The 20,874-nt window shown below is 55.0% G+C and carries 22 protein-coding genes and 1 pseudogene; 14 read left to right on the top strand and 9 right to left on the bottom strand.

Annotation, left to right across the window (positions count from 1 at the left end; translation table 11 throughout):
- Window positions 1-72: 72 nt before the first annotated feature.
- Window positions 73-291, top strand: a complete 219-nt coding sequence (locus BWI76_RS08710; RefSeq protein WP_004134960.1) for a hypothetical protein — start codon at window positions 73-75, stop codon at window positions 289-291.
- A gap of 58 nt (window positions 292-349) precedes the next feature.
- Window positions 350-904, top strand: a complete 555-nt coding sequence (locus BWI76_RS08705; protein ID WP_004134961.1) for a LuxR C-terminal-related transcriptional regulator — start codon at window positions 350-352, stop codon at window positions 902-904.
- A 94-nt stretch (window positions 905-998) separates the two neighbouring features.
- Here the strand turns inward: BWI76_RS08705 and BWI76_RS08700 are convergent, their stop codons facing one another.
- Window positions 999-1,730 (bottom strand): MerR family transcriptional regulator, encoded by a 732-nt coding sequence (locus tag BWI76_RS08700; RefSeq protein ID WP_004134962.1) that lies wholly within the window; start codon window positions 1,728-1,730, stop codon window positions 999-1,001.
- A gap of 186 nt (window positions 1,731-1,916) precedes the next feature.
- On the bottom strand, window positions 1,917-3,140 hold the full coding sequence (locus BWI76_RS08695; RefSeq protein ID WP_004134964.1) for a diguanylate phosphodiesterase: 1,224 nt from the start codon (window positions 3,138-3,140) through the stop codon (window positions 1,917-1,919).
- Between the two features lie 343 nt (window positions 3,141-3,483).
- Here BWI76_RS08695 and ycgZ point away from each other — a divergent pair, with 343 nt between their 5' ends.
- The 3 genes from ycgZ (at window position 3,484) to BWI76_RS08680 (ending at window position 4,492) form a co-directional block, all read left to right on the top strand.
- Window positions 3,484-3,729: a regulatory protein YcgZ gene (ycgZ, locus tag BWI76_RS08690; protein ID WP_004134967.1), complete on the top strand. Its 246-nt coding sequence runs from the start codon at window positions 3,484-3,486 to the stop codon at window positions 3,727-3,729.
- Window positions 3,730-3,847: 118 nt separating this feature from the next.
- Window positions 3,848-4,171 (top strand): hypothetical protein, encoded by a 324-nt coding sequence (locus BWI76_RS08685; protein ID WP_004134969.1) that lies wholly within the window; start codon window positions 3,848-3,850, stop codon window positions 4,169-4,171.
- Window positions 4,172-4,225: 54 nt separating this feature from the next.
- A complete protein-coding gene (locus BWI76_RS08680) occupies window positions 4,226-4,492 on the top strand; it encodes a biofilm development regulator YmgB/AriR family protein (protein ID WP_004134971.1) in 267 nt (88 codons plus the stop codon).
- A 233-nt stretch (window positions 4,493-4,725) separates the two neighbouring features.
- On the opposite strand, the gene BWI76_RS08675 is transcribed toward BWI76_RS08680, so the two are convergent.
- The gene (locus BWI76_RS08675) at window positions 4,726-6,195 is read right to left on the bottom strand and encodes a PLP-dependent aminotransferase family protein (RefSeq protein WP_049090104.1); all 1,470 of its coding nucleotides are present in this window, start codon (window positions 6,193-6,195) and stop codon (window positions 4,726-4,728) included.
- Window positions 6,196-6,329: 134 nt separating this feature from the next.
- On the opposite strand from BWI76_RS08675, the gene BWI76_RS08670 reads away from it, so the two are divergent.
- On the top strand, window positions 6,330-6,806 hold the full coding sequence (locus BWI76_RS08670) for a GNAT family N-acetyltransferase (protein ID WP_004134978.1): 477 nt from the start codon (window positions 6,330-6,332) through the stop codon (window positions 6,804-6,806).
- Between the two features lie 60 nt (window positions 6,807-6,866).
- Here the strand turns inward: BWI76_RS08670 and pgl are convergent, their stop codons facing one another.
- Window positions 6,867-7,862, bottom strand: a complete 996-nt coding sequence (pgl, locus tag BWI76_RS08665) for a 6-phosphogluconolactonase (RefSeq protein WP_049090105.1) — start codon at window positions 7,860-7,862, stop codon at window positions 6,867-6,869.
- Window positions 7,863-8,083: 221 nt separating this feature from the next.
- On the opposite strand from pgl, the gene BWI76_RS08660 reads away from it, so the two are divergent.
- Window positions 8,084-8,902: a pyridoxal phosphatase gene (locus tag BWI76_RS08660; RefSeq protein ID WP_004134981.1), complete on the top strand. Its 819-nt coding sequence runs from the start codon at window positions 8,084-8,086 to the stop codon at window positions 8,900-8,902.
- Here BWI76_RS08660 and modC read toward each other — a convergent pair whose 3' ends face one another.
- The 4 genes from modC to BWI76_RS08640 form a co-directional block, all read right to left on the bottom strand.
- Entirely contained in the window at window positions 8,903-9,961 is a 1,059-nt protein-coding gene (modC, locus tag BWI76_RS08655; RefSeq protein WP_004134983.1) for a molybdenum ABC transporter ATP-binding protein ModC, read from the bottom strand.
- 2 nt (window positions 9,962-9,963) lie between these two features.
- Complete coding sequence (modB, locus tag BWI76_RS08650) at window positions 9,964-10,653, bottom strand: molybdate ABC transporter permease subunit (protein ID WP_004134985.1); 690 nt, start codon at window positions 10,651-10,653, stop codon at window positions 9,964-9,966.
- On the bottom strand, window positions 10,653-11,426 hold the full coding sequence (gene modA, locus BWI76_RS08645; RefSeq protein WP_024360159.1) for a molybdate ABC transporter substrate-binding protein: 774 nt from the start codon (window positions 11,424-11,426) through the stop codon (window positions 10,653-10,655). Before modA ends, modB begins: the two co-directional genes overlap by 1 nt.
- 143 nt (window positions 11,427-11,569) lie before the next feature.
- Window positions 11,570-11,719, bottom strand: a complete 150-nt coding sequence (locus BWI76_RS08640; RefSeq protein ID WP_004134988.1) for an AcrZ family multidrug efflux pump-associated protein — start codon at window positions 11,717-11,719, stop codon at window positions 11,570-11,572.
- A 153-nt stretch (window positions 11,720-11,872) separates the two neighbouring features.
- Between BWI76_RS08640 and modE the strand changes: the two genes are divergently transcribed.
- From modE to gpmA, 7 genes and pseudogenes are all read left to right on the top strand, one after another.
- Complete coding sequence (gene modE / locus BWI76_RS08635) at window positions 11,873-12,661, top strand: molybdenum-dependent transcriptional regulator (RefSeq protein ID WP_004134991.1); 789 nt, start codon at window positions 11,873-11,875, stop codon at window positions 12,659-12,661.
- A 67-nt stretch (window positions 12,662-12,728) separates the two neighbouring features.
- Window positions 12,729-14,204 (top strand): molybdate ABC transporter ATP-binding protein ModF, encoded by a 1,476-nt coding sequence (gene modF, locus BWI76_RS08630; RefSeq protein WP_004134993.1) that lies wholly within the window; start codon window positions 12,729-12,731, stop codon window positions 14,202-14,204.
- Between the two features lie 205 nt (window positions 14,205-14,409).
- Window positions 14,410-15,421 (top strand): annotated as a pseudogene (gene galE / locus BWI76_RS08625) (UDP-glucose 4-epimerase GalE).
- 9 nt (window positions 15,422-15,430) lie between these two features.
- On the top strand, window positions 15,431-16,477 hold the full coding sequence (gene galT / locus BWI76_RS08620; RefSeq protein ID WP_004130601.1) for a galactose-1-phosphate uridylyltransferase: 1,047 nt from the start codon (window positions 15,431-15,433) through the stop codon (window positions 16,475-16,477).
- Window positions 16,478-16,479: 2 nt separating this feature from the next.
- A complete protein-coding gene (gene galK, locus BWI76_RS08615) occupies window positions 16,480-17,628 on the top strand; it encodes a galactokinase (protein ID WP_049090108.1) in 1,149 nt (382 codons plus the stop codon).
- The gene (gene galM / locus BWI76_RS08610) at window positions 17,622-18,665 is read left to right on the top strand and encodes a galactose-1-epimerase (RefSeq protein WP_004134996.1); all 1,044 of its coding nucleotides are present in this window, start codon (window positions 17,622-17,624) and stop codon (window positions 18,663-18,665) included. The genes galK and galM overlap by 7 nt, the downstream gene beginning before the upstream one ends.
- A 328-nt stretch (window positions 18,666-18,993) precedes the next feature.
- Window positions 18,994-19,746 carry a 2,3-diphosphoglycerate-dependent phosphoglycerate mutase gene (gene gpmA, locus BWI76_RS08605; protein WP_004100351.1) on the top strand — a complete coding sequence of 251 codons (753 nt, stop codon included), beginning with the start codon at window positions 18,994-18,996 and terminating at the stop codon, window positions 19,744-19,746.
- Between the two features lie 68 nt (window positions 19,747-19,814).
- On the opposite strand, the gene aroG is transcribed toward gpmA, so the two are convergent.
- On the bottom strand, window positions 19,815-20,867 hold the full coding sequence (gene aroG / locus BWI76_RS08600; protein WP_004134998.1) for a 3-deoxy-7-phosphoheptulonate synthase AroG: 1,053 nt from the start codon (window positions 20,865-20,867) through the stop codon (window positions 19,815-19,817).
- Between the last annotated feature and the right edge of the window lie 7 nt (window positions 20,868-20,874).

The raw sequence follows: 20,874 nt of genomic DNA, 5'->3' as shown, positions 1-20,874 counted from the left end.
CGTATCGCAAAGATGATGGCTATCCACATCTTTGTTTGGTGATTTATTGCCTAATATGACTCGAGATATACCATGCAGACTAAAAACACCATTCCCGCAGAGTTTATTGCAAACTCGGCTTTGCTGAAAAATATCGAACATATGGTGCAGGCCCAGACGCAGAGTGAAGCCGTCAGCCACGATCGTTTAATCGTTGAGGTGCAGCGTCGCCTGAATATCGAGAAAAATGAAATTCTCGCCGACTTATATATCCAAACGCTGCATATGCTACGCGCCAAAAGTCATCACTAAGCGTGATATGTGATTTGTTAAATTAAGCCAGCATTAACATTTCTGCCTCGGAGGACAAATGAACAACGACAAGCAAGGTCACTTTTTTAATCATTACGATCTTTGGATTAACAATAACCTTCTTCGTCAAGGATTACAGCTGGTACTGGATTCGTTATCACCAGGCTGTTTTCATGGAAAATATGTCTTTTTCACCAGCGATAACTATTATGCGGTGCTCAATCATCATTATGATCGCAAAAGAGTTCGTTTTGTCCTGCTCACCGATGGCAATGATTTAAACTTTCTGAGCGAGCTGCCGATGTACAGAATTCCTGCGCGCGCCACGCCGGCTGAGATAAAATCTTTTATTCTCCGCCCTACCTTGTTCGGTAAGAAGCCTGACAGGGAATCAGAAAATATTATTTTTACCAGTCGTGAAAAAGAAGTGATTCGTCTGATGAACGATGGCGAAGCGATGGTAAATATAGGGAAGTCACTGAATTTACATATTAAAACAATTTATCAAATTCGCCTGACCTTAATTAAAAAACTTGGCTGCTCGGGCCGGACAGATTTTTTTAATATTAGCCGCAGCGAAACATTTAAAGCCTGGACCCAGCGCAATTTCTGACAGTTTACCGAACGGCCAACCTGGTCACGCATCGGGAAGACAAGCGGCGGAATAACATCTCTAAAAATGTTCCGCTGCTAACCCCCTCTCTCGCTTACTCTCCGTGAAACTCGATAGTGTAGCCCTGGCTTTGCCAGTGGCTCAGTAATTCTGCCTGCAAAGGGGTCAGCGCGCGGCCAGTCCAGACAAAAATATGCTGTCCGGGGAATAATTCCGGGCGGGGAGAGTCAAGCGGCTCTGCCAGCACGTTGACGTGCCAGGCGCGCTGCGATAAACGCCACGCTTCCAGCCACAACCGGGTACGATCTTCGTTTCCCCAGCCAACCAGCAGGGTCTCTTTACCCACCTTTTTGCGCGACTCCGCAAGAATAAGCGCCACGCAATCAATCAGGATACCGTCCAGCATACTGATGATGGCCAGGGAGGTGTTCTGATCGAGATTGAGCTTGCTGCGCACCGGGACAAAAAGCCGGTCAATAAGTTTATCTACGGGATATTCATGGCTGAGAGACATGATGCGGGTACGTAATTTCGCGGGCTGTACAAGTCGCAGAAGAGACATCATCTCTTCCTGGAGCAGAACGGCTGCGTCGTGCGATTCAGGCTGCTGGCCTTCCAGTAGCGCCTTTACCTTGCCAACCGAAACCCCCCGATCGATCCAGCGTTTGATTTCCTCAATGCGCTGAACGTCCTCCTCGTCAAACTGGCGGTGCCCTCCCTCGCTTCTCTGCGGCTTGAGCAAACCATATCTCCGCTGCCATGCACGCAAAGTCACGGGGTTGATTCCGCAACGTTCGGCAACTTCACCGATGCTGTAATATGCCATTAGCGCCCTCTAACCTGAAAATACTTTCCCGACTAAATTAACTAATTTAGCCAGGTTGTACAATTAACTTTTCTTGTACAGTTAAAATAAACAGGTCGGACGCCAATGTACAGGTCAAAAAAGAATAATTATTTTACCGTTCACTACGTTTTTTTACGTAAACATGCACTCCACCGCAGAAAAAATTTAAAGAAGCTCCCACGCTGTTTTTTTCTCAGGCCATGCTACCGCGGGAATTCCCCCCAGACACGGTCTGGCAAATAAATTACCCTGGAAATGGATAATGCCCGCGGACTCCAGCCACATCCACTCCTCCGGCTGCTCAACGCCCACCGCTGAAATGGCGATTTCCAGCGAATTACAGCATTTAATAATGGCCTGCACGATGGCCTGTTTTGGGCCGTGCTTATGGATATCTTTAACCAATTGGCGATTAATCTTAATGCGGTCCGGCTGAAACTGGGCCAGCAGCAAAAGCCCGGCAAATCCGGCGCCAAAGTGATCGATCGCCACGCGAATTCCCGCGGACTTGAGCTTTCGTACGGAATCGGTGAATTCATCAACGCGGGAAATGGCTTCACTCTCGGTGAATTCCACGATAATTTGTTCTGGAATCAAACCATTGGATTCAATTTCCGTCAGCAGAAATTCGACAGCCCCGGGAATATTAACCAACGTCATCGGTAGCAGGTTAATCGACAGAGTGCGTCCACGCAGGCGCAGACGTCCCGCCATAGCAAAGGCAATACGCTTGCTGAGGAGGTCCGTCGAGTACATTTCCTCTCGCGACAGCCCATCAAAATAGACCGCCGGCGATTCGCCGGAAGGAGTACGCAGCAGCGCTTCCACGGAGACGATCTCTTTCGCAAACGGGTCGATAACCGGCTGGAACGCGAAACTGCATTCGGCCCGCGCCAGCGGCGTATCAGGATACGAGGCTTCCCCTTCCGTCACAAAATCCCAGCTTTCGGCCGCTGGAATCTCGTAATAGTTCTCCTTTTCCGTTGCTTCCACGAAGGTACGGAAAAAATGGAGCGCTCTGTCGTCATAGGTGAGTTGATATTTCGTGGTCCCTTTATCCAGCACAACCTGCAGCACTTCATCGCGGTCATACTCTCGTAAATCAAAGAGTTCCATACCTATTTTGCCAAAGCGCCGCGTCGGACCATGATCCCTGAGTAGTTCAACAAGATTATGGTGCCGCGGGTCTGTGCAGATACGGCGATAAATTCCCTCGACCTTCTCTTCAGGCCCTTCTAATAATTGAAAAAAATGGGTGCCGTTAAAAAGCAAAATACCCGACACCTCTTCCTGGCCATTTTTTACATTTGCTTCAGCAACCATGCTGTCAAGCGATTTAATTGACACGTTGTCGCAGATATGGCTGCGATAAATGATGGTAGTGAGCATGAAATTTCCGACAGAAGAGATAAAAACTAATGAGATATTACAGTAGCAGTTCCACCGCAATAAGTCCTGTAAAACAACCGGTCTTATTAACAAATAATTTATATTAATCAACTCATTTCACTGCGATTCTTGCCTGCCTGTACACCTGTACACCTGTACAAGCCGTACATCTTATGCTGACGATACCCTTACGACAACAAAGATTAAAATACATTTAAAATCAATAAGTTATAAAAAATATTAAAAAACTTAACATATTTTTTTCATTTTTTATGTACAAGTTGACGATCATTGTATAACTTTAATCGCAAGTTTACTGATGATTGAACTGACAGGAGCACATATGCAGCAGAACGGTTACATTCCTGACACGGCTAACGCTATTGCCCACTACTTCAATAAAGCGTCACTGCCTTCGCAGCAGGAAACATTAGGGCAGATTGTTATGGATATCCTTAATGAAGGACGGAACCTCAATCGCAAATCTCTGTGTACAAAACTGCTGGGTCGCCTTGAAGTCGCTTCTGGGTCTGAAGAAGAAATGCATTATCAAACGCTGATCGGCCTCCTGTTTGAGAACCAGCAATAAAAGTTCCGCCGGCTATCTGGTGATTTAAGTCGTTACTGAATGAGGAAATATAAGGGATGGGCCAGAATCTGACACGGATTACCGGCTTGCGACTAAATTCCCAGTCATGGAGATGACGATGATCAGAGATACAGTTATGAATAGCGATGATTTTGATCCATTAACAGATTTACTGATTGGAGAAGCGGTCTTATCCCTACTTAAAAGTAAGGGGCCTATAAGTCAACAGGCGCTGATCGGTAAACTCCAGGCTATGCAGGCGGGAGAAATGGATTCAAAGCGGCGGAACGCCCTGGGGCGTATTATCGATGAAATCAGTAACAGGGTAGCTCGCCGTAGTAAGAAAATAACTCTGGGTACTTCAGGCGCTAAAAATAATTGGGCTGAACAAAATGCTTTATTAGGTTCTCCCCCGCGGCCTGGTACAAATAAAATCCACTGACCCTTCACGGTCAATCTTTTAACTAACATAGTAGAGAATATGATGAGACAGACTATGCATCAGCAACCGGATATTTACGCAGGCCTGAACGATAACGCACTCTCTGAATATTTCCGCAACGCAGGCGACAGGCTGATCGATGAATCCGCGGTCATGTCGCTGGCTATCAGCAGTATTCTTGAGTCTGAAGGACATCTCAGCAACAAGGCGATTATTCTGTGGTTAATTACCGCTCTCGAGACCACCCGCGACGTGGTAACCGCGGACGTCATCCGCAAAACTCTGGAAATCGTCGTCAGCTATACCATGGATGATATCTAATTTATTAACCGCTCCGCATTAAACAGGGAAGTCGCATATCGCGAACCGAGGGATTATTTTATTACCAAAGCGGCGGGTATATGTTAAATCCTCGCGCGGTGTCATTTTTTTAAAACTCGCCCCCTGACATCAGATCAATTATCTGAACGGGGCGAGTTTTAAATCAAGATAAGTATGCTAACCCGGCACTCAACGTTATTCATCCCGAGGAAAAGACCGCCGATATCACTGCGCTACAGCACCCCGGCCAGGCGGCGAACGCCGTCGAGCAGCACCTCTGGCGGATGGTTGGCAAAACCGAATAAAACCCCCTCGCGCGACATCGGCCGCTGGCAATATCGCTCAAAACTCTGCACGCCTAAACCGATCTGGCGCGCCTTAGCGACGACCTCTTTTGCCTTTAGACCATCCGCTAACCAGCAGACGATATGCACTCCCGAATCCGTTGGATGCACCCGCATGCGCCCGGCAAAATAGCGCTCAATCGCCGCCTCCAGCGCGCTTTTTCGCTCAAAACAGGCTTTACGGATACGACGAACATGGCTGGCATAGTGTCCCTCGCGGATAAAACGCGCCAGAACGGCCTGTTCCAGATATCCGCTACAGAGATCGGTGTAATATTTCGTCATGGCGAACTGTTCGCGCAAATGCTCAGGGACCACTAAAAAACCCAGACGAAACTCGGGGTACATCATCTTAGAAAAGGTACCGGAATAGATGACCCGCTGATGTTTATCCAACCCTTGCAACGCCTGTAAAGAGCGGGCGGCATAGCGGAATTCGCTGTTGTAATCATCTTCAAATATCCACGCCCGATTGGCTTGCGCCCATTCCAGCAAAGCAAGCCTTCTTGGCAGGCTAAGCGTTCCACTGAGCGGGAACTGATGCGACGGCGCGGTATAGACCAGCTTAGCTTGCGGGTAATGACGTATTCCATCCTGAATATCCATGCCTTCACCGTCAACGCGAACGGGCCGGACCACCGCTCCCCGGGCGGCGAATGCGCCGCGCGCGCCATTATAGCCGGGATCGTCGAGCCAGACTTCATCGCCCTTTTCCAGTAAAACCTGAGCGGTAATGGCCAGCGCCTGTTGAATACCATTGACAATAATAACCCGATCTTCATGGCAATTTACGCCGCGCGTCGCCTGAATATAGTGGCTAATCGCCTGTCGTAAAGGTAGATATCCATAAGCCGTGGCGTGCGCCCCCAGTTCGCGGCGCGATTGCCGCCAGACGCGCCCCAGCAGCCGCCCCCATAACGCATGCGGGAAGAGATCGGTACAGCCGATACCGACGGCAAAAACCTGACGCATTTCACCGCTCTCTTCCCTCTCGGACCATGATGGCAGCAATGCGGCAACGTCAGGATTAAGCGGCCCTGCGGCGGCTATTGCCGTTTCCGGCTGTGGCGACGATTCATACTCGCTAATGACGCTATCCGGAATATGTTCGCAGACAAAGGTGCCCGCGCCCTTACGCGTCACCAGATACCCCTCATCCATCAGGCGGTCAAAACCAGAGATAACCGAATTCCTGGAGATCGCCATCATCTCTGCCAACGCCCGGCTGGAGGGAATTTTTGAACCCGCCGTTAAGCGCCCATCCAGAATCGCGTTACGCAGGGCGTGATACACCTGATCTTTGATAACGCCGCGCGGGAGCAACAGTTCCTGAAACAGCGGTGCAATAGGTTTTGGCATAGAGGCAATGGCGATCGTTAAGCTAAAAGTGGACCCTATAAATATACATAAAGTGTCACTTTTTAGGAACCAGAAGAGCGCCTACCATAGCGGCAGGTAAAGACCATCCCGGTTTATAAAAGTAAGGAACCGCCATGAATAGCCAAAATAGCGACGTTAATCACGGGCAAATCACCCTCCTCCCCGCAGCTGATAGCGACTTTGCCCAGTGGCTGCCGCTGTGGAAAAGCTACCAGACGTTTTATCACGTCGACATTCCGGAGGAGGTGACGCGCCTGACCTGGAGTCGGTTTTTAAATCCGGTCGAACCGATGTTTTGCGCCGTGGCAAAACGTGAGGGAAAGATAGTAGGATTCGTTCATTATCTCTTCCACCGCTCCACCTGGGCCGAAAGCGACTATTGCTATCTGGAAGATTTATTCGTTGATCCGGACGTCCGGGGTCAGCATATCGGTAAACAACTGATTGAGTACGTTCAACGGCAGGCGCGGAAACGCCATTCGGCCAGCCTGTACTGGCATACGCATGAGACCAACCTTCGGGGCCAGCGTCTATATAACTGGGTCGCGGAAAAAAGCGGCATGATTGAGTATCGTATGCGGGTGAAGTAGCCCTTTCGTCAGGCGTAAAAAAACCTCGCCGCGGCGAGGTTTCTGTCACGCACGGCGGGTTTAGTAAGCGTTTACCACCACCCACATTGGGCCCTGGCCTACGGCATAGCGCCCTTTTTCCTCTAGCAGCCCCTGCTCGCCTTCGATTTCATACACCGCGATATGATGCGACTTCTGACCGGCGGCGATCAGATATTTGCCGCTATGATCGAGGTTAAAGCCGCGCGGCTGGGTCTCGGTATTCTGATAACCTTCAATCGACAGCACGCTGCCGTCTTCCGAGACGCTGAAGATGGTGATAATGCTGGCGGTACGATCGCAGGCGTAGAGGTGACGGCCATCCGGGGTCAGATGGATATCCGCCGCCCAGCGCACGCCGGCGAAATCAGGCGGCATCATGTCCAGGGTCTGTACGCACTCGATTTTGCCGTGCGGATCTTTCAGCTCCCAGACGTCAACGGAGCTGTTCAGTTCGTTGACGCAGTAGCCGTACTGCTGGTTCGGGTGGAACACCATATGACGCGGGCCTGCGCCTTCAACGGTGGTCACTTCAGCCGGCTCCTGCTCTGCGAGAAAACCGTCGTCGCTCAGGGTAAACAGGCAGATACGATCCTGCTTCAGCGCCGGCACCCACAGGGTGCGATTGTCCGGGGAGATATTTGCCGAATGGCAGCCTTCCAGCCCTTCGACAACCGCCACCGCTTCTCGCGGCAGGCCGTCCACCAGCGGCGTGACGCTCACGCAGCCTGCGTTATAGGACGCGCTAAACACAAAGCGCCCCTGATGATCGGTAGAAATATGCGTTGGGCTACCCGGCAGCGGGGCTTCGCCAGCGAAGGTCAGGGCGCCGTTATCGGGCGCAATGCGGTAGGCCAGTACGCGAAACTCCGGACGCACGCCGACGTAGAGATACTCTTTGTTCGGGCTCACCACCATCGGCTGGACCTGCCCGGGGGCATCGACAACCTGCACCAGGGTCAGTTTCCCCGCAAGATCCAGATCCCAGACGTGGATCTGCTGGCTTTCCGGGCTGGCGGTATAAACGGTTTGTTTCATGAATACTCCTTCCTCACTGCACGTGGAAATTTCATTTTTCAGACTAACGGCACCCTGAAAAACACAATATGCATACACCATGCTATTCAGGTTGCCTCCTCGCAGCCTGAAAGATCAAGTGTATCGGCTCTTTAGCGGTAGATGCTGAAAAGTTTGCCCGAATGGCGCAGCGGTGTACCATCATAGCCTGCTAACTTTTCATCATTAACCGGAAACAACACATGACCTCACGCGTGATTGCCCTGGACTTAGACGGCACCCTACTCACCGGCAAAAAAACCATTCTCCCCGCCTCGCTCGACGCGCTGGCACGCGCCAAAGACGCGGGATATCAGATCATCGTCGTCACCGGTCGACATCACGTCGCTATCCATCCTTTTTATCAGGCGCTGGCTCTGGATACACCTGCAATTTGCTGTAACGGCACTTATTTGTATGATTATCATGCAAAAAAGGTTCTGGAGTCCGATCCTATGCCGGTAGACAAAGCCCTGAGCCTGACCGAAATGCTTAACGAGCACGCTATTCACGGTCTGATGTACGTCGATGACGCCATGCTGTATGAGCAGCCGACCGGGCACGTTATCCGCACCGCCAACTGGGCGCAGTCGCTGCCCGTCGAGCAGCGTCCGGTGTTCACTCAGGTCGATTCTCTGGCGCAGGCGGCCCGTGAAGTCAAGGCCGTGTGGAAATTTGCCCTGACCGATGAAGACACCGCAAAACTACAGCGCTTTGCCCAACATGTTGGCCAGACGCTGGGTCTGGAATGCGAATGGTCGTGGCACGATCAGGTGGATATTGCCAGGGAAGGCAACAGCAAAGGCAAACGCCTGGCCCAGTGGGTCGCGTCGCAGGGGCTGTCGATGCAGGATGTTATCGCTTTCGGCGACAATTATAACGACCTCAGCATGCTGGAAGCCGCCGGTACCGGCGTGGCGATGGGCAACGCGGTGGAGGACGTCAAAGCGCGCGCCAACGTCGTGATCGGCGAAAACGAGACCACCAGCATCGCCGACTACATCTATCGCCACCTGTTGTAATCAGGCGGCTATCGACACGCTTTTTATCTGCGCATACAGCCGCTGGCCTGGGACAACCCCCAACTCATCGCGAGCCCAGGGGCTGATGCGCGCCCATAGCGTACGGCCGCTAATCTCCAGCCTGACCTCAACCTGGCCATGGCTTTCAATACACTGCATGACCTGCGCGGGCAAAATGTTGCGGATACTGGTTTGCTGAGCGGGCTGCAGCACCAGAGAAACGTCCGAGGCCTGAATGCGGATCCGCGCGCTTTCGCCCTGCGGCCTGTCGAGCCGGTTGACCCATATCTGCCGATCGCCCAGCGCCAGCGCGGTCATGGCATACCGCGGATGCTGAGCGGCGACGGTTACGTTCAGGATAGTGCTTTGCTGATCCTGGGGAAGCCAGGGGTGCATTACGCTACTGCTCCACACCTCTTCCAGGCAACCAAAGGCTTTGACTTTCCCCGCTTCCAGCACCAGGACGTTATCCGCCAGATGCTGAATCTCATCCAGAGAGTGGCTGACGTACAGCATCGGGATATTGATTTCGCGCGCCAGACGCTGCAAATAGGGCAATAGTTCGCGCTTGCGCGGGATATCCAGCGACGCCAGCGGCTCATCCAGCAGCAGCAGTTCCGGGGCGGTAAGCAGCGCCCGGCCAATCGCCACCCGCTGTTTTTCTCCGCCGGAGAGACCGCCCGGCAGGCGGTCAAGCAGCGGCGCAATGCCGAGCAGCGCCACCAGCTTGTCAAACTGCGCCGCCATATTCTTCGCCATGCCATATTGCAGATTGCCGCGCACCTTATAGTGCGGGAACAGGCGAGCGTCCTGAAAAACGTAGCCAATACGGCGTCTTTCCGGCGCCAGGCAGATACGTTTTTCAACATCATTAAGCACTCTACCGTTAAGCACGATGCGCCCCTGCTGCGGGCGCGTCAGGCCGCTAATGGCGTTAATCAGCGAGGTTTTACCCGCGCCTGAGACGCCGAAAACCGCGGTGATGCCGCTGGCGGGAAGCGTCTCGCGAATTTGCAGGCAGTGGGTGCCCAGCGTCTGGCTAAAGTCGAGTTCGAGCATGATTATTTCCCCATCCGCTGACGGCTAAGGCGGGCCAGCCATTCGGAAATCAGCAGCGATACCAGCGCCAGCGCAATCGAAATCAGGCATAAACGCGCGGCCGCGCCTTCGCCGCCGGGAGTCTGAATCAGGGTATACATTGCCGAAGGGATGGTGCGCGTTTCCCCAGGAATATTGGCAACAAACGTGATGGTGGCGCCAAACTCGCCCAGCGAGCGGGCGAAAGCCAGCACGGTGCCGACGATAATGCCGGGTAGCGTCAACGGTAGCGTAATCGTGAAAAACACCCGCCAGCGGCCGGCGCCGAGGGTACGCGCCGCCTGCTCAAGCTTGATGTCGACCCCTTCCAGCGCGAGGCGAATGGCCCGCACCATCAGCGGAAAGGACATCACCGCCGCCGCCAGTACCGCGCCGCGCCAGCTAAACGCAAAGCTCAGACCAAACCAGTCGTACAGCCAGCTGCCGATAAAACCCCGTCTTCCCATCGCGATCAGCAACAGATACCCCACCACCACCGGCGGTAATACCAGCGGCAGGTGGAGAAGGCTATCGAGCAGCGCTTTACCGGGGAAATCCCGGCGAACCAGCAGCCAGGAAAAAAAGATGCCAAAAGGCAAGCTCAGTAACACCGCCAGGGATGAGACTTTCAGGCTCAGCAGTACCGCCTGCCATTCAGGATCGCTTAAGAACATTAGTGGGTAGAAAATCCGTAACGTTTAAAGATGGCGGAAGCTTCCGGCCCTTTAAGATAGTCATAAAACGCGCTGACCGTGGCATTTTTATGCCCGTCGACGATGGCCAGCGGATATTCCACTTTCTTATGGGAATCTTCCGGGAAGGTACCGACAACTTTTACGCCCTTGCTGGCGACCGCATCAGAGCCGTACACGATCCCCAACGGCGCTTCGCTGCGCTCAACCAGAGCCAGCGCGCCGCGCACGTCTTCCGCCGGAGCCAGCTTCGGCGACAGCGTCTCCCAGGCACCCAGTTTTTGCAGCGCTTCTTTCGCATAGATGCCGGCCGGCACGTGCTCCGGGTCGCCAACGGCCAGACGACCGCCTTTCAGCAGGCTGGTCCAGTCGGTTTTATCATTAATACTGATATCGCCCTGAGCGCTGGCCTTCGGCGCCACGACCACCAGGCTATTGCCGAGCAGCGTCGCGCGTGATGCGGTATCAATGCTTTTTTTCTCGACCGCGTAATCCATCCATTTCTGGTCGGCGGAGATAAACAGATCCGCCGGCGCGCCCGCTTCAATCTGTCGCGCCAGGGTCGATGAAGACGCAAAAGAAGAGACAACATCAACGTTCTTCTCTTTCTTATACTCTTTAGCGATATCCTGCATGGCGTTGGTGAGCGATGCCGCGGCAAAAACCGTCACCTTGCCCTCTTCCGCCAGCGCGTGACCCGCAACGGAAAACGTTAACGTTGCCCCAGCGATAAAGCGTAACCATTGACCTGTCATCTGAAACTCCCGTCGGTTCGTTATGTAGTAGACAATATAACGATAGCGCTAAGATTTTCCCAGCGAAAATTAGGGGTAATCAGTAACGGCTCAATGGAGGGGGGACAAATAAAAACGCCCGGGAGAACCGGGCGCGGGGGAAATCAGTGGTTTTGCGGTCTGCTGTCTTTATGACCGGCTCCGGAGAAGAGGTTAAACACTTCGCCCAGCCCGTAAATCAAGCCCAGGATGATAGCCATCACCACAGGGACCATGACTACGGCAAAAACCAGACTTTTCAATAGCTCTAACATGGTTGGCTCCAGAAAGTACGGATAGTTTATTGTAACTAATTCAGCCGGAAAAACACGCCCCATTTGTGCGGTGCCTCACTGGCCACCGTGAGAGATGCATCTTGCAAGATGACCGCTATCGGTCACAATACTCTTTTTCATCAGGATATGATTATGCAGGCTGAAATCCTTCTTACCCTCAAATTACAGCAGCGCCTGTTCGCCGATCCCCGCCGTATCGCCCTGCTGAAACAGATTGACCAGACCGGCTCAATTAGCCAGGGGGCAAAAAACGCGGGCATCAGCTATAAAAGCGCATGGGATGCGATTAATGACATGAATCAGCTCAGCGAGCAGCCACTGGTCGACCGTGCGACCGGCGGCAAAGGCGGCGGCGGCGCGGTCCTCACCCGCTACGGGCAGCGGCTGATTCAGCTTTACGACCTGCTGGCGCAGATTCAGCAGAAAGCGTTCGATGTCCTGAGCGATGATGATGCCCTTCCCCTCGACAGCCTGCTGGCCGCCATTTCGCGATTCTCTCTGCAGACCAGCGCGCGCAACCAGTGGTTCGGCACCATTACCGGCCGCGACCATCAGCAGGTCCAGCAGCACGTTGAAGTCCTGCTGGCCGATGGGCAAACCCGCTTTAAAGTCGCCATTACCGCCCAAAGCGCCGATCGTCTGGGCCTTGCTGAAGGCCAGGAAGTATTAGTGCTGCTCAAAGCGCCGTGGGTCGGCATGACCCAGGATGCGGCCCTGGCGCAACAGGCCGACAACCAGCTGGCCGGACGTATCATCCACATCGAACGCGGGCCGGAGCAGTGCGAAGTGCTCATGGCGCTCCCGGATGGGCAGAGCCTCTGCGCCACCCTGCCGCTAGAACAGACGCGCGATCTGGCGGAAGGGGCGGAGGCGATAGCATATTTTAACGCCGATCGCATCATTCTTGCCACGTTGTGCTAACGGCATTGACATTGCGCTCACGAAGACGTATCCCTGAAGTACATCGCTGCAAAAAGTGGGATACACAATGTCATTGTTGCAAATTTCGCAAGGCACGTTTCGTCTTAGCGATACCAAAACGTTAAATATTGAACACCTCAGCGTGCGGGCTGGCGAAAGCTGGGCTTTCGTCGGCAGCAACGGTAGCGGGAAGTCGGCGCTTGCGCGGGCGTTATCCGGCGAGCTGCCCCTGCTAAGCGGGCAGCGCGAGTGCACCTTCTCGCGCATCACCCGTCTCTCTTTTGAGCAGCTGCAAAAGCTGGTCAGCGATGAGTGGCAGCGTAACAACACCGATTTGCTCAGCCCGGGAGAAGAAGATACCGGGCGCACGACGGCGGAAATTATCCAGGATGAGTTTAAAGACGCCACCCGCTGCGCTCGCCTTGCTGAACAATTTGCCATTAGCCACCTGCTCGAGCGCCGCTTTAAATACCTCTCTACCGGTGAAACGCGCAAGACCCTGCTGTGCCAGGCGCTGATGGGCGATCCCGACCTGCTTATCCTTGATGAGCCGTTCGACGGCCTCGATGTCGCCTCGCGCCAGCAGCTCGCCGAGATGTTGGCCAGGCTGAACGACGAAGGTATCGCCCTTGTTCTGGTTCTCAATCGTTTCGACGAGATCCCGGCGTTCGTGCAGTATGCCGGGGTGCTGGCGGACTGCGTGCTGAGCGACACCGGCGAAAAGCAGGCTCTGCTGCAGCAGGCGCTGATTGCCCAGCTCGCGCATAGCGAAAAGCTTGGCGGCATGACGCTGCCAGAACCCGACGCCCCCGCCGCGCGCCTTGCGCTAGACAGCAAAGCGCCGCTCATCGTGCTAAACGACGGTCTGGTTTCTTACAACGACCGCCCGATCATTAATCGCCTCAGTTGGACGGTCAATCCCGGCGAGCACTGGCAGATCGTCGGCCCCAACGGCGCCGGTAAATCGACGCTACTCAGTCTGGTCACCGGCGACCATCCCCAGGGATACAGTAACGATCTGACCCTGTTTGGCCGCCGCCGCGGCAGCGGTGAAACCATCTGGGATATCAAAAAACATATTGGTTACGTCAGCAGCAGCCTGCACCTTGAATACCGCGTCAGCACCAACGTGCGTAACGTGATTCTCTCGGGCTACTTCGACTCGATCGGCATCTACCAGGCCGTTTCCGATAAGCAGCACAAGCTGGTGCAAAACTGGCTGGATATTCTGGGTATCGACCAACGCACCGCCGACGCGCCGTTCCACAGCCTCTCCTGGGGGCAGCAGCGGCTGGCGCTGATCGTCCGCGCCCTGGTCAAACACCCGACCCTGCTGATTCTCGATGAACCGCTACAGGGGCTGGACCCGCTCAACCGTCAGCTGGTGCGTCGCTTCGTTGATGTGCTGATTAGCGAAGGGGCGACGCAGCTGCTGTTTGTCTCCCATCACGCCGAAGACGCCCCGGACTGCATTACCCACCGTCTGGCCTTTGTGAGGAGTGGAGACGGTTACACTTACCAGCAGGGTCCGCTGCAAAATTAAGCCTGTACAGGGGTCTGCGGATCCCTGATTTTTTCAGAATAATAGCTATCACACACCCCATCACTCTGTTTTTACAATGAAAAAACCAAAATGGCCCGATTGGAAATTTTAGTGTAAACGATTCCACCAATTTGGCCTGTGTCACACTTTTGGCTTCTTTGGTATGCTATCTTCTTCTCACACGATAAGCCTATTGGAGCGAATCATGAAAGTACTGGTTACAGGTGGTAGCGGTTACATTGGAAGTCACACCTGCGTTCAACTGCTACTGCAGGGACACGAAGTGATTATTCTCGACAATCTCTGCAACAGTAAACGCAGCGTACTGCCAATCATTGAACGTCTCGGCGGGAAAAGCGCCACCTTTGTCGAAGGCGACATTCGTAACGAAGCGCTGATGACGGAAATCCTTCACGATCACGCTATTGAAGCGGTGATCCATTTCGCCGGCCTGAAAGCCGTCGGCGAATCCGTCGCCAAGCCGCTGGAATACTACGACAACAACGTGACCGGCACACTGAAACTCGTTTCCGCCATGCGCGCCGCGGGCGTGAAAAACTTTATTTTCAGCTCCTCCGCCACCGTGTACGGCGACCAGCCAAAAATCCCTTATGTCGAAAGCTTCCCGACCGGGACTCCGCAGAGCCCGTACGGTAAAAGCAAGCTGATGGTCGAGCAGATCCTCACTGACCTGCAAAAAGCGCAGCCGGAGTGGAGCATCGCACTGCTGCGCTACTTCAACCCGGTCGGCGCGCATCCGTCGGGCGATATGGGTGAAGATCCGCAGGGCATCCCGAACAACCTGATGCCGTATATCGCGCAGGTCGCGGTCGGCCGTCGTGAATCGCTGGCGGTATTCGGCAACGACTACCCAACCGAAGATGGCACCGGCGTGCGCGACTACATTCACGTGATGGACCTGGCCGACGGCCACGTCGCGGCGATGGAAAAACTGGCTGATAAAGCCGGCGTGCATATCTATAACCTTGGCGCAGGCGTCGGCAGCAGCGTGCTCGACGTGGTCAACGCTTTTAGCAAAGCCTGCGGCAAACCGATTAACTACCACTTCGCGCCGCGAAGGCGACCTCCCGGCCTACTGGGCGGACGCTGAAAAGGCCGATCGCGAGCTGAACTGGCGCGTGACGCGCAACCTTGACGAAATGGCGCAGGACACCTGGCACTGGCAGTCCCGTCATCCGCAGGGTTATCCAGACTAAGGAACCTTCATGAGCGTATTTAACCCCGTCGACCATCCACATCGTCGTTATAACCCGTTAACCGGGCAGTGGATTCTGGTTTCTCCGCATCGCGCCAAGCGCCCCTGGCAGGGGGCGCAGGAAACGCCGGCAAAACAGAGCTTGCCCGCGCACGATCCGGACTGTTTCCTGTGCCCGGGTAATACCCGCGTCACCGGCGACAAAAACCCGAACTACACCGGTACGTTTGTTTTTACCAATGACTTTGCGGCTTTGATGACCGATACCCCAGATGCCCCGGAAAGCGACGACCCGCTAATGCGCTGTCAGAGCGCCCGCGGCACCAGCCGGGTCATCTGCTTCTCGCCAGACCACAGCAAAACGCTGCCGGAACTGAGCGTAGAGGCGCTGGAAGGCGTGGTTAAAACGTGGCAGGAGCAGACCGCCGACCTTGGAAAAACCTACCCGTGGGTGCAGGTTTTTGAAAATAAAGGCGCGGCAATGGGCTGCTCCAACCCGCACCCGCATGGCCAGGTGTGGGCAAACAGCTTTCTGCCTAACGAGGCGGAACGCGAAGATCGTCTGCAAAAAGCGTACTTCACCGAGCACGGCGCGCCGATGCTGGTGGATTACGCGCAGCGCGAATTAGCCGACGGTAGCCGCACCGTCGTCGAGACCGAACACTGGCTCGCGGTGGTCCCTTACTGGGCGGCGTGGCCCTTTGAGACGCTGCTGCTGCCGAAAGCGCACGTACAGCGCCTGACTGATTTAACCGACGACCAGCGCAGCGACCTCGCGCTGGCGCTGAAAAAACTGACCAGCCGTTACGACAACCTGTTCCAGTGCTCATTCCCCTACTCGATGGGCTGGCACGGCGCGCCGTTTAACGATGAAGAGAATAATCACTGGCAGCTGCACGCGCATTTTTATCCGCCGCTGCTGCGCTCCGCGACGGTGCGCAAATTTATGGTCGGCTATGAAATGCTGGCCGAAACCCAGCGTGACCTGACGGCCGAGCAGGCCGCCGAACGTCTGCGCGCTGTGAGCGACGTCCATTTTCGCGAATCCGGAGTATAACCATGAGTCTGAAAGAGAACACCCAAGCCCTGTTTGCTGAGAAATTTGGCTATCCGGCCAGCCATGTTATCCAGGCCCCAGGCCGCGTTAACCTGATCGGCGAGCATACCGACTATAACGACGGGTTCGTACTGCCCTGCGCCATTGATTACCAGACGGTCATCGCCTGCGCGCCGCGCGACGATCGTACCGTGCGGGTGATTGCCGCCGATTACGCCAATCAGACCGATGAATTCTCTCTCGACTCGCCGATTACCAGCCACGATACCCAGCAGTGGTCGAACTATGTTCGCGGCGTGGTTAAGCACCTGCAGCAGCGGAATAACGCTTTCGGCGGCGCAGATCTGCTGATCAGCGGCAACGTGCCGCAGGGCGCCGGATTAAGCTCCTCGGCTTCGCTGGAAGTCGCCGTCGGCACCGTGTTCCAGCAGCTGTATCATCTGCCGCTCGACGGCGCGCAGATCGCGCTGAACGGCCAGGAAGCGGAAAACCAGTTCGTCGGCTGCAACTGCGGCATTATGGACCAGCTGATCTCCGCGCTCGGTAAAAAAGATCATGCCCTGCTAATCGACTGCCGCACCTTAGGAACGAAAGCGGTGTCGATGCCGAAAGGCGTGGCGGTAGTGATTATCAACAGTAACTTTAAGCGCACCCTGGTCGGCAGCGAGTACAACACCCGCCGCGAGCAGTGTGAGACCGGCGCGCGTTTCTTCCAGCAGCCCGCCCTGCGCGATGTGACTTTACAAGAATTCAATGCCGTCGCCCACGAGCTTGACCCGGTGGTCGCCAAACGCGTTCGCCACGTGCTGACCGAGAACGCGCGCACCGTAGAAGCCGCCGCCGCGCTGGAAAAAGGCGACCTGCAGCGGATGGGCGAACTGATGGCGGAATCTCACGCTTCCATGCGCGATGATTTTGAAATCACCGTCCCACAGATTGATACCCTGGTGGACATCGTCAAGGCGACCATCGGCGATAAAGGCGGCGTACGCATGACCGGCGGCGGTTTCGGCGGCTGTATCGTTGCGCTGGTGCCGGAAGATTTGGTCGATACCGTACAGCAGGCCGTTGCCAAAGAGTATGAAGCGAAAACCGGTATCAAAGAGACCTTCTACGTCTGCAAACCGTCTCAGGGAGCTGGACAATGCTAAACCCAACAACGGAGCTGGCGCCGGACGGCCAGCCGTGGAATCTTCTCACCCTGCGTAACGACGCAGGCATGACGGTCACGGTGATGGACTGGGGCGCGACGCTGCTCTCCGCGCGCGTGACGCTGGCTGACGGCAGCGTACGCGAAGCGCTGCTCGGCTGCGCGAACCCTGGCGACTATACCCGACAGGCCGCCTATCTCGGCGCCTCCGTCGGCCGTTACGCTAACCGTATTGCCAACAGCCGCTTTACCCTTGATGGCCGCACCGTCAATCTGACGCCTTCCAACGAGGCGGGGCATCAGCTGCACGGCGGTCCGGAAGGTTTTGACAAGCGCCGCTGGCAGATTGTCAGCGCCGACGATCGTCACGCGCTGTTTTCACTCTCATCCCGCGATGGCGATCAGGGGTTCCCCGGTAATCTGACGGCAACGGCGCGCTACCGCCTGACCGACGATAACCGGATAGCCATCGAATATCGCGCCACCGTTGACCAGCCGTGCCCGGTGAACCTGACCAACCACGTCTATTTTAACCTCGATGGCGTGCAGAGCGACGTGCGTAGCCATAAGCTGCAAATCTTTGCTGATGCGTATCTGCCCGTTGAGAGCGATGGTATTCCGGGAGGCGATTTGCAAAACGTCACCCTGACCAGCTTCGATTTCCGCACGCCGAAGGTGCTGGCGGACGACTTCCTGCGCGATGAAGACCAGCAGAAAGTGAAAGGTTACGACCACGCCTTTCTGCTCCAGGCGCTGGGCGATGCCAAAAGCCCGGCGGCCCACGTCTGGTCGCAGGATGAAAAGCTGCAGATGACGGTCTATACCTCCGCGCCGGCCCTGCAGTTCTACTCCGGCAACTATCTCGCCGGTACGCCGTCGCGCACGGCGCAGCCGTACGACGACTGGCAAGGCCTGGCCCTGGAGAGCGAGTTTCTGCCGGATTCGCCAAACCATCCGGAATGGCCGCAGCCGGATTGCGTGCTGCGCCCCGGCGAAGAGTACGTCAGCCTGACGGAATATCAGTTTATTGCGCAATAATCCCCCGCCCTCCCGATGGAGGGCTTTTTTTATCCTTTCGCTGAAAATTACGCCACTTACAGACAAAAACATAACCTCTGTTTTACAAGCACCTTACACTGAGCGACTATTTTCGCTATGGTTAGGGATAAGCATTGCCGTGAGGTAAATCACGGCAATATAATGAGAATAGTTATCAATCAATAAATATATACACTACCGCATTCGGGTCGCATCAAGGCGGCACATGAGCGAATCCTGGCAGCATAGTCAACTATGTCGCCAGGGTGAGTAAAAGTAGCCAACGAGGAAGCGGCGCGAAGGATGACGTGTATTGAGGAGTAAGTGTATGGCTGTAACTAAGCTGGTACTCGTTCGTCACGGCGAAAGCCAATGGAACAACGAAAACCGTTTCACCGGTTGGTATGACGTTGACCTGTCTGAAAAAGGCGTGGGTGAAGCAAAAGCGGCCGGTAAGCTGCTGAAAGAAGAAGGCTTCAGCTTCGACTTTGCTTATACCTCTGTGCTGAAACGCGCCATCCACACCTTGTGGAACGTGCTGGACGAACTGGATCAGGCCTGGCTACCGGTTGAGAAATCCTGGAAACTGAACGAGCGTCACTACGGTGCGCTGCAGGGTCTGAACAAAGCGGAAACCGCTGAAAAATATGGTGATGAGCAGGTTAAGCAGTGGCGTCGCGGCTTCGCGGTAACGCCGCCGGAGTTGACTAAAGACGACGAGCGCTATCCGGGCCACGATCCGCGCTACGCAAAACTGACCGACGCAGAACTGCCGACGACCGAGAGCCTGGCGCTGACCATCGACCGCGTCGTACCGTACTGGAACGAAACGATTCTGCCGCGTCTGAAAAGCGGTGAGCGCGTGATTATCGCCGCTCACGGCAACTCCCTGCGCGCGCTGGTGAAATACCTCGACAATATGGGCGAAGCAGAGATCCTCGAACTGAACATCCCGACCGGCGTACCGCTGGTGTATGAGTTCGACGAGAACTTCAAGCCTATCAAACATTACTATCTGGGTAACGCCGACGAGATCGCCGCGAAAGCCGCGGCCGTAGCCAACCAGGGTAAAGCGAAGTAATTTTCGCGGGATGTAAAAAAAGCGTGGAGCTATCCACGCTTTTTTTATTTTGAGACTCGGCGTAAAGCTTAGCCGCGACGCGCTTTTACCGCATTCGCCAGCTGACGAAGAAGCGTATCGGTATCTTCCCAGCCAATACAGGCATCGGTAATGCTTTTGCCGTAGGCCAGCGGCTCGCCGCTGTCGAGACTCTGATTGCCTTCCACCAGATGGCTTTCGATCATCACGCCCATAATCGACCGCTCGCCGCCGGCAACCTGCTGGCATACGTCTGCGCCGACCTCCATCTGCTTTTTAAACTGCTTGCTGGAGTTGGCGTGGCTGAAATCGATCATGATCTGAGCGGGCAGGCCTGCTTTCGCCAGACCGACCTTCACTTCGGCCACGTGCTGCGCGCTGTAGTTCGGCTCTTTACCGCCGCGCAGGATAATATGGCAATCGCTATTACCGCTGGTATTCACAATCGCCGAATGCCCCCATTTGGTCACCGACAGGAAACAGTGCGGCGCGCCGGCGGCGTTGATAGCGTCAATCGCGACTTTGATGGTTCCATCAGTGCCATTTTTAAAACCTACCGGACAGGAGAGGCCGGAAGAGAGCTCGCGATGCACCTGTGACTCAGTGGTACGCGCGCCAATCGCGCCCCAGCTCATCAGGTCGGCAAGATACTGCGGGGTGATCATATCGAGGAACTCCCCGGCCGCAGGCAGACCGCTGTCGTTAATATCCAGCAGCAGCTTACGCGCGATCCGCAGGCCATCGTTGATGCGGAAGCTGTTATCCATATGCGGATCGTTGATCAGCCCTTTCCAGCCCACGGTGGTGCGCGGTTTTTCAAAATAAACGCGCATCACGATTTCCAGCTCCCCTTTAAGCTCCTCGCGAAGCTTAAGCAGGCGTTCGGCATACTCTTTCGCCGCCGCCGGATCGTGGATGGAGCACGGGCCAATCACCACCAGCAGCCGATCGTCGTTACCTTTCAGGATCTGGTGGATCGCTTTGCGCGCATGCGCAACGGTATTGGCGGCATTTTCGGTAGCAGGGAATTTTTCCAGGAGCGCAACGGGAGGTAATAATTCGTTGATCTCTTTAATGCGTAAATCGTCGTTCTGATAATTCATCTTATTT

Origin of the sequence: Klebsiella sp. M5al (assembly GCF_002090195.1) — a bacterium.
Taxonomy (GTDB): domain Bacteria; phylum Pseudomonadota; class Gammaproteobacteria; order Enterobacterales; family Enterobacteriaceae; genus Klebsiella; species Klebsiella grimontii.
This window is presented reverse-complemented; position numbering and strand designations above follow the sequence as displayed.

Coding starts and splice junctions, on each gene's coding strand:
- galT (WP_004130601.1), top strand. CDS start 15,431: ATGAGCGTATTTAACCCCGTCGACCATCCACATCGTCGTTATAACCCG.
- BWI76_RS08670 (WP_004134978.1), top strand. CDS start 6,330: ATGAATAGCCAAAATAGCGACGTTAATCACGGGCAAATCACCCTCCTC.
- aroG (WP_004134998.1), bottom strand. CDS start 20,867: ATGAATTATCAGAACGACGATTTACGCATTAAAGAGATCAACGAATTA.
- modC (WP_004134983.1), bottom strand. CDS start 9,961: ATGCTCGAACTCGACTTTAGCCAGACGCTGGGCACCCACTGCCTGCAA.
- pgl (WP_049090105.1), bottom strand. CDS start 7,862: ATGAAACAAACCGTTTATACCGCCAGCCCGGAAAGCCAGCAGATCCAC.
- BWI76_RS08685 (WP_004134969.1), top strand. CDS start 3,848: ATGATCAGAGATACAGTTATGAATAGCGATGATTTTGATCCATTAACA.
- galK (WP_049090108.1), top strand. CDS start 16,480: ATGAGTCTGAAAGAGAACACCCAAGCCCTGTTTGCTGAGAAATTTGGC.
- BWI76_RS08710 (WP_004134960.1), top strand. CDS start 73: ATGCAGACTAAAAACACCATTCCCGCAGAGTTTATTGCAAACTCGGCT.
- BWI76_RS08705 (WP_004134961.1), top strand. CDS start 350: ATGAACAACGACAAGCAAGGTCACTTTTTTAATCATTACGATCTTTGG.
- BWI76_RS08640 (WP_004134988.1), bottom strand. CDS start 11,719: ATGTTAGAGCTATTGAAAAGTCTGGTTTTTGCCGTAGTCATGGTCCCT.
- modF (WP_004134993.1), top strand. CDS start 12,729: ATGTCATTGTTGCAAATTTCGCAAGGCACGTTTCGTCTTAGCGATACC.
- galM (WP_004134996.1), top strand. CDS start 17,622: ATGCTAAACCCAACAACGGAGCTGGCGCCGGACGGCCAGCCGTGGAAT.
- ycgZ (WP_004134967.1), top strand. CDS start 3,484: ATGCAGCAGAACGGTTACATTCCTGACACGGCTAACGCTATTGCCCAC.
- BWI76_RS08675 (WP_049090104.1), bottom strand. CDS start 6,195: ATGCCAAAACCTATTGCACCGCTGTTTCAGGAACTGTTGCTCCCGCGC.
- BWI76_RS08660 (WP_004134981.1), top strand. CDS start 8,084: ATGACCTCACGCGTGATTGCCCTGGACTTAGACGGCACCCTACTCACC.
- modB (WP_004134985.1), bottom strand. CDS start 10,653: ATGTTCTTAAGCGATCCTGAATGGCAGGCGGTACTGCTGAGCCTGAAA.
- BWI76_RS08695 (WP_004134964.1), bottom strand. CDS start 3,140: ATGCTCACTACCATCATTTATCGCAGCCATATCTGCGACAACGTGTCA.
- modA (WP_024360159.1), bottom strand. CDS start 11,426: ATGACAGGTCAATGGTTACGCTTTATCGCTGGGGCAACGTTAACGTTT.
- BWI76_RS08700 (WP_004134962.1), bottom strand. CDS start 1,730: ATGGCATATTACAGCATCGGTGAAGTTGCCGAACGTTGCGGAATCAAC.
- BWI76_RS08680 (WP_004134971.1), top strand. CDS start 4,226: ATGCATCAGCAACCGGATATTTACGCAGGCCTGAACGATAACGCACTC.
- gpmA (WP_004100351.1), top strand. CDS start 18,994: ATGGCTGTAACTAAGCTGGTACTCGTTCGTCACGGCGAAAGCCAATGG.
- modE (WP_004134991.1), top strand. CDS start 11,873: ATGCAGGCTGAAATCCTTCTTACCCTCAAATTACAGCAGCGCCTGTTC.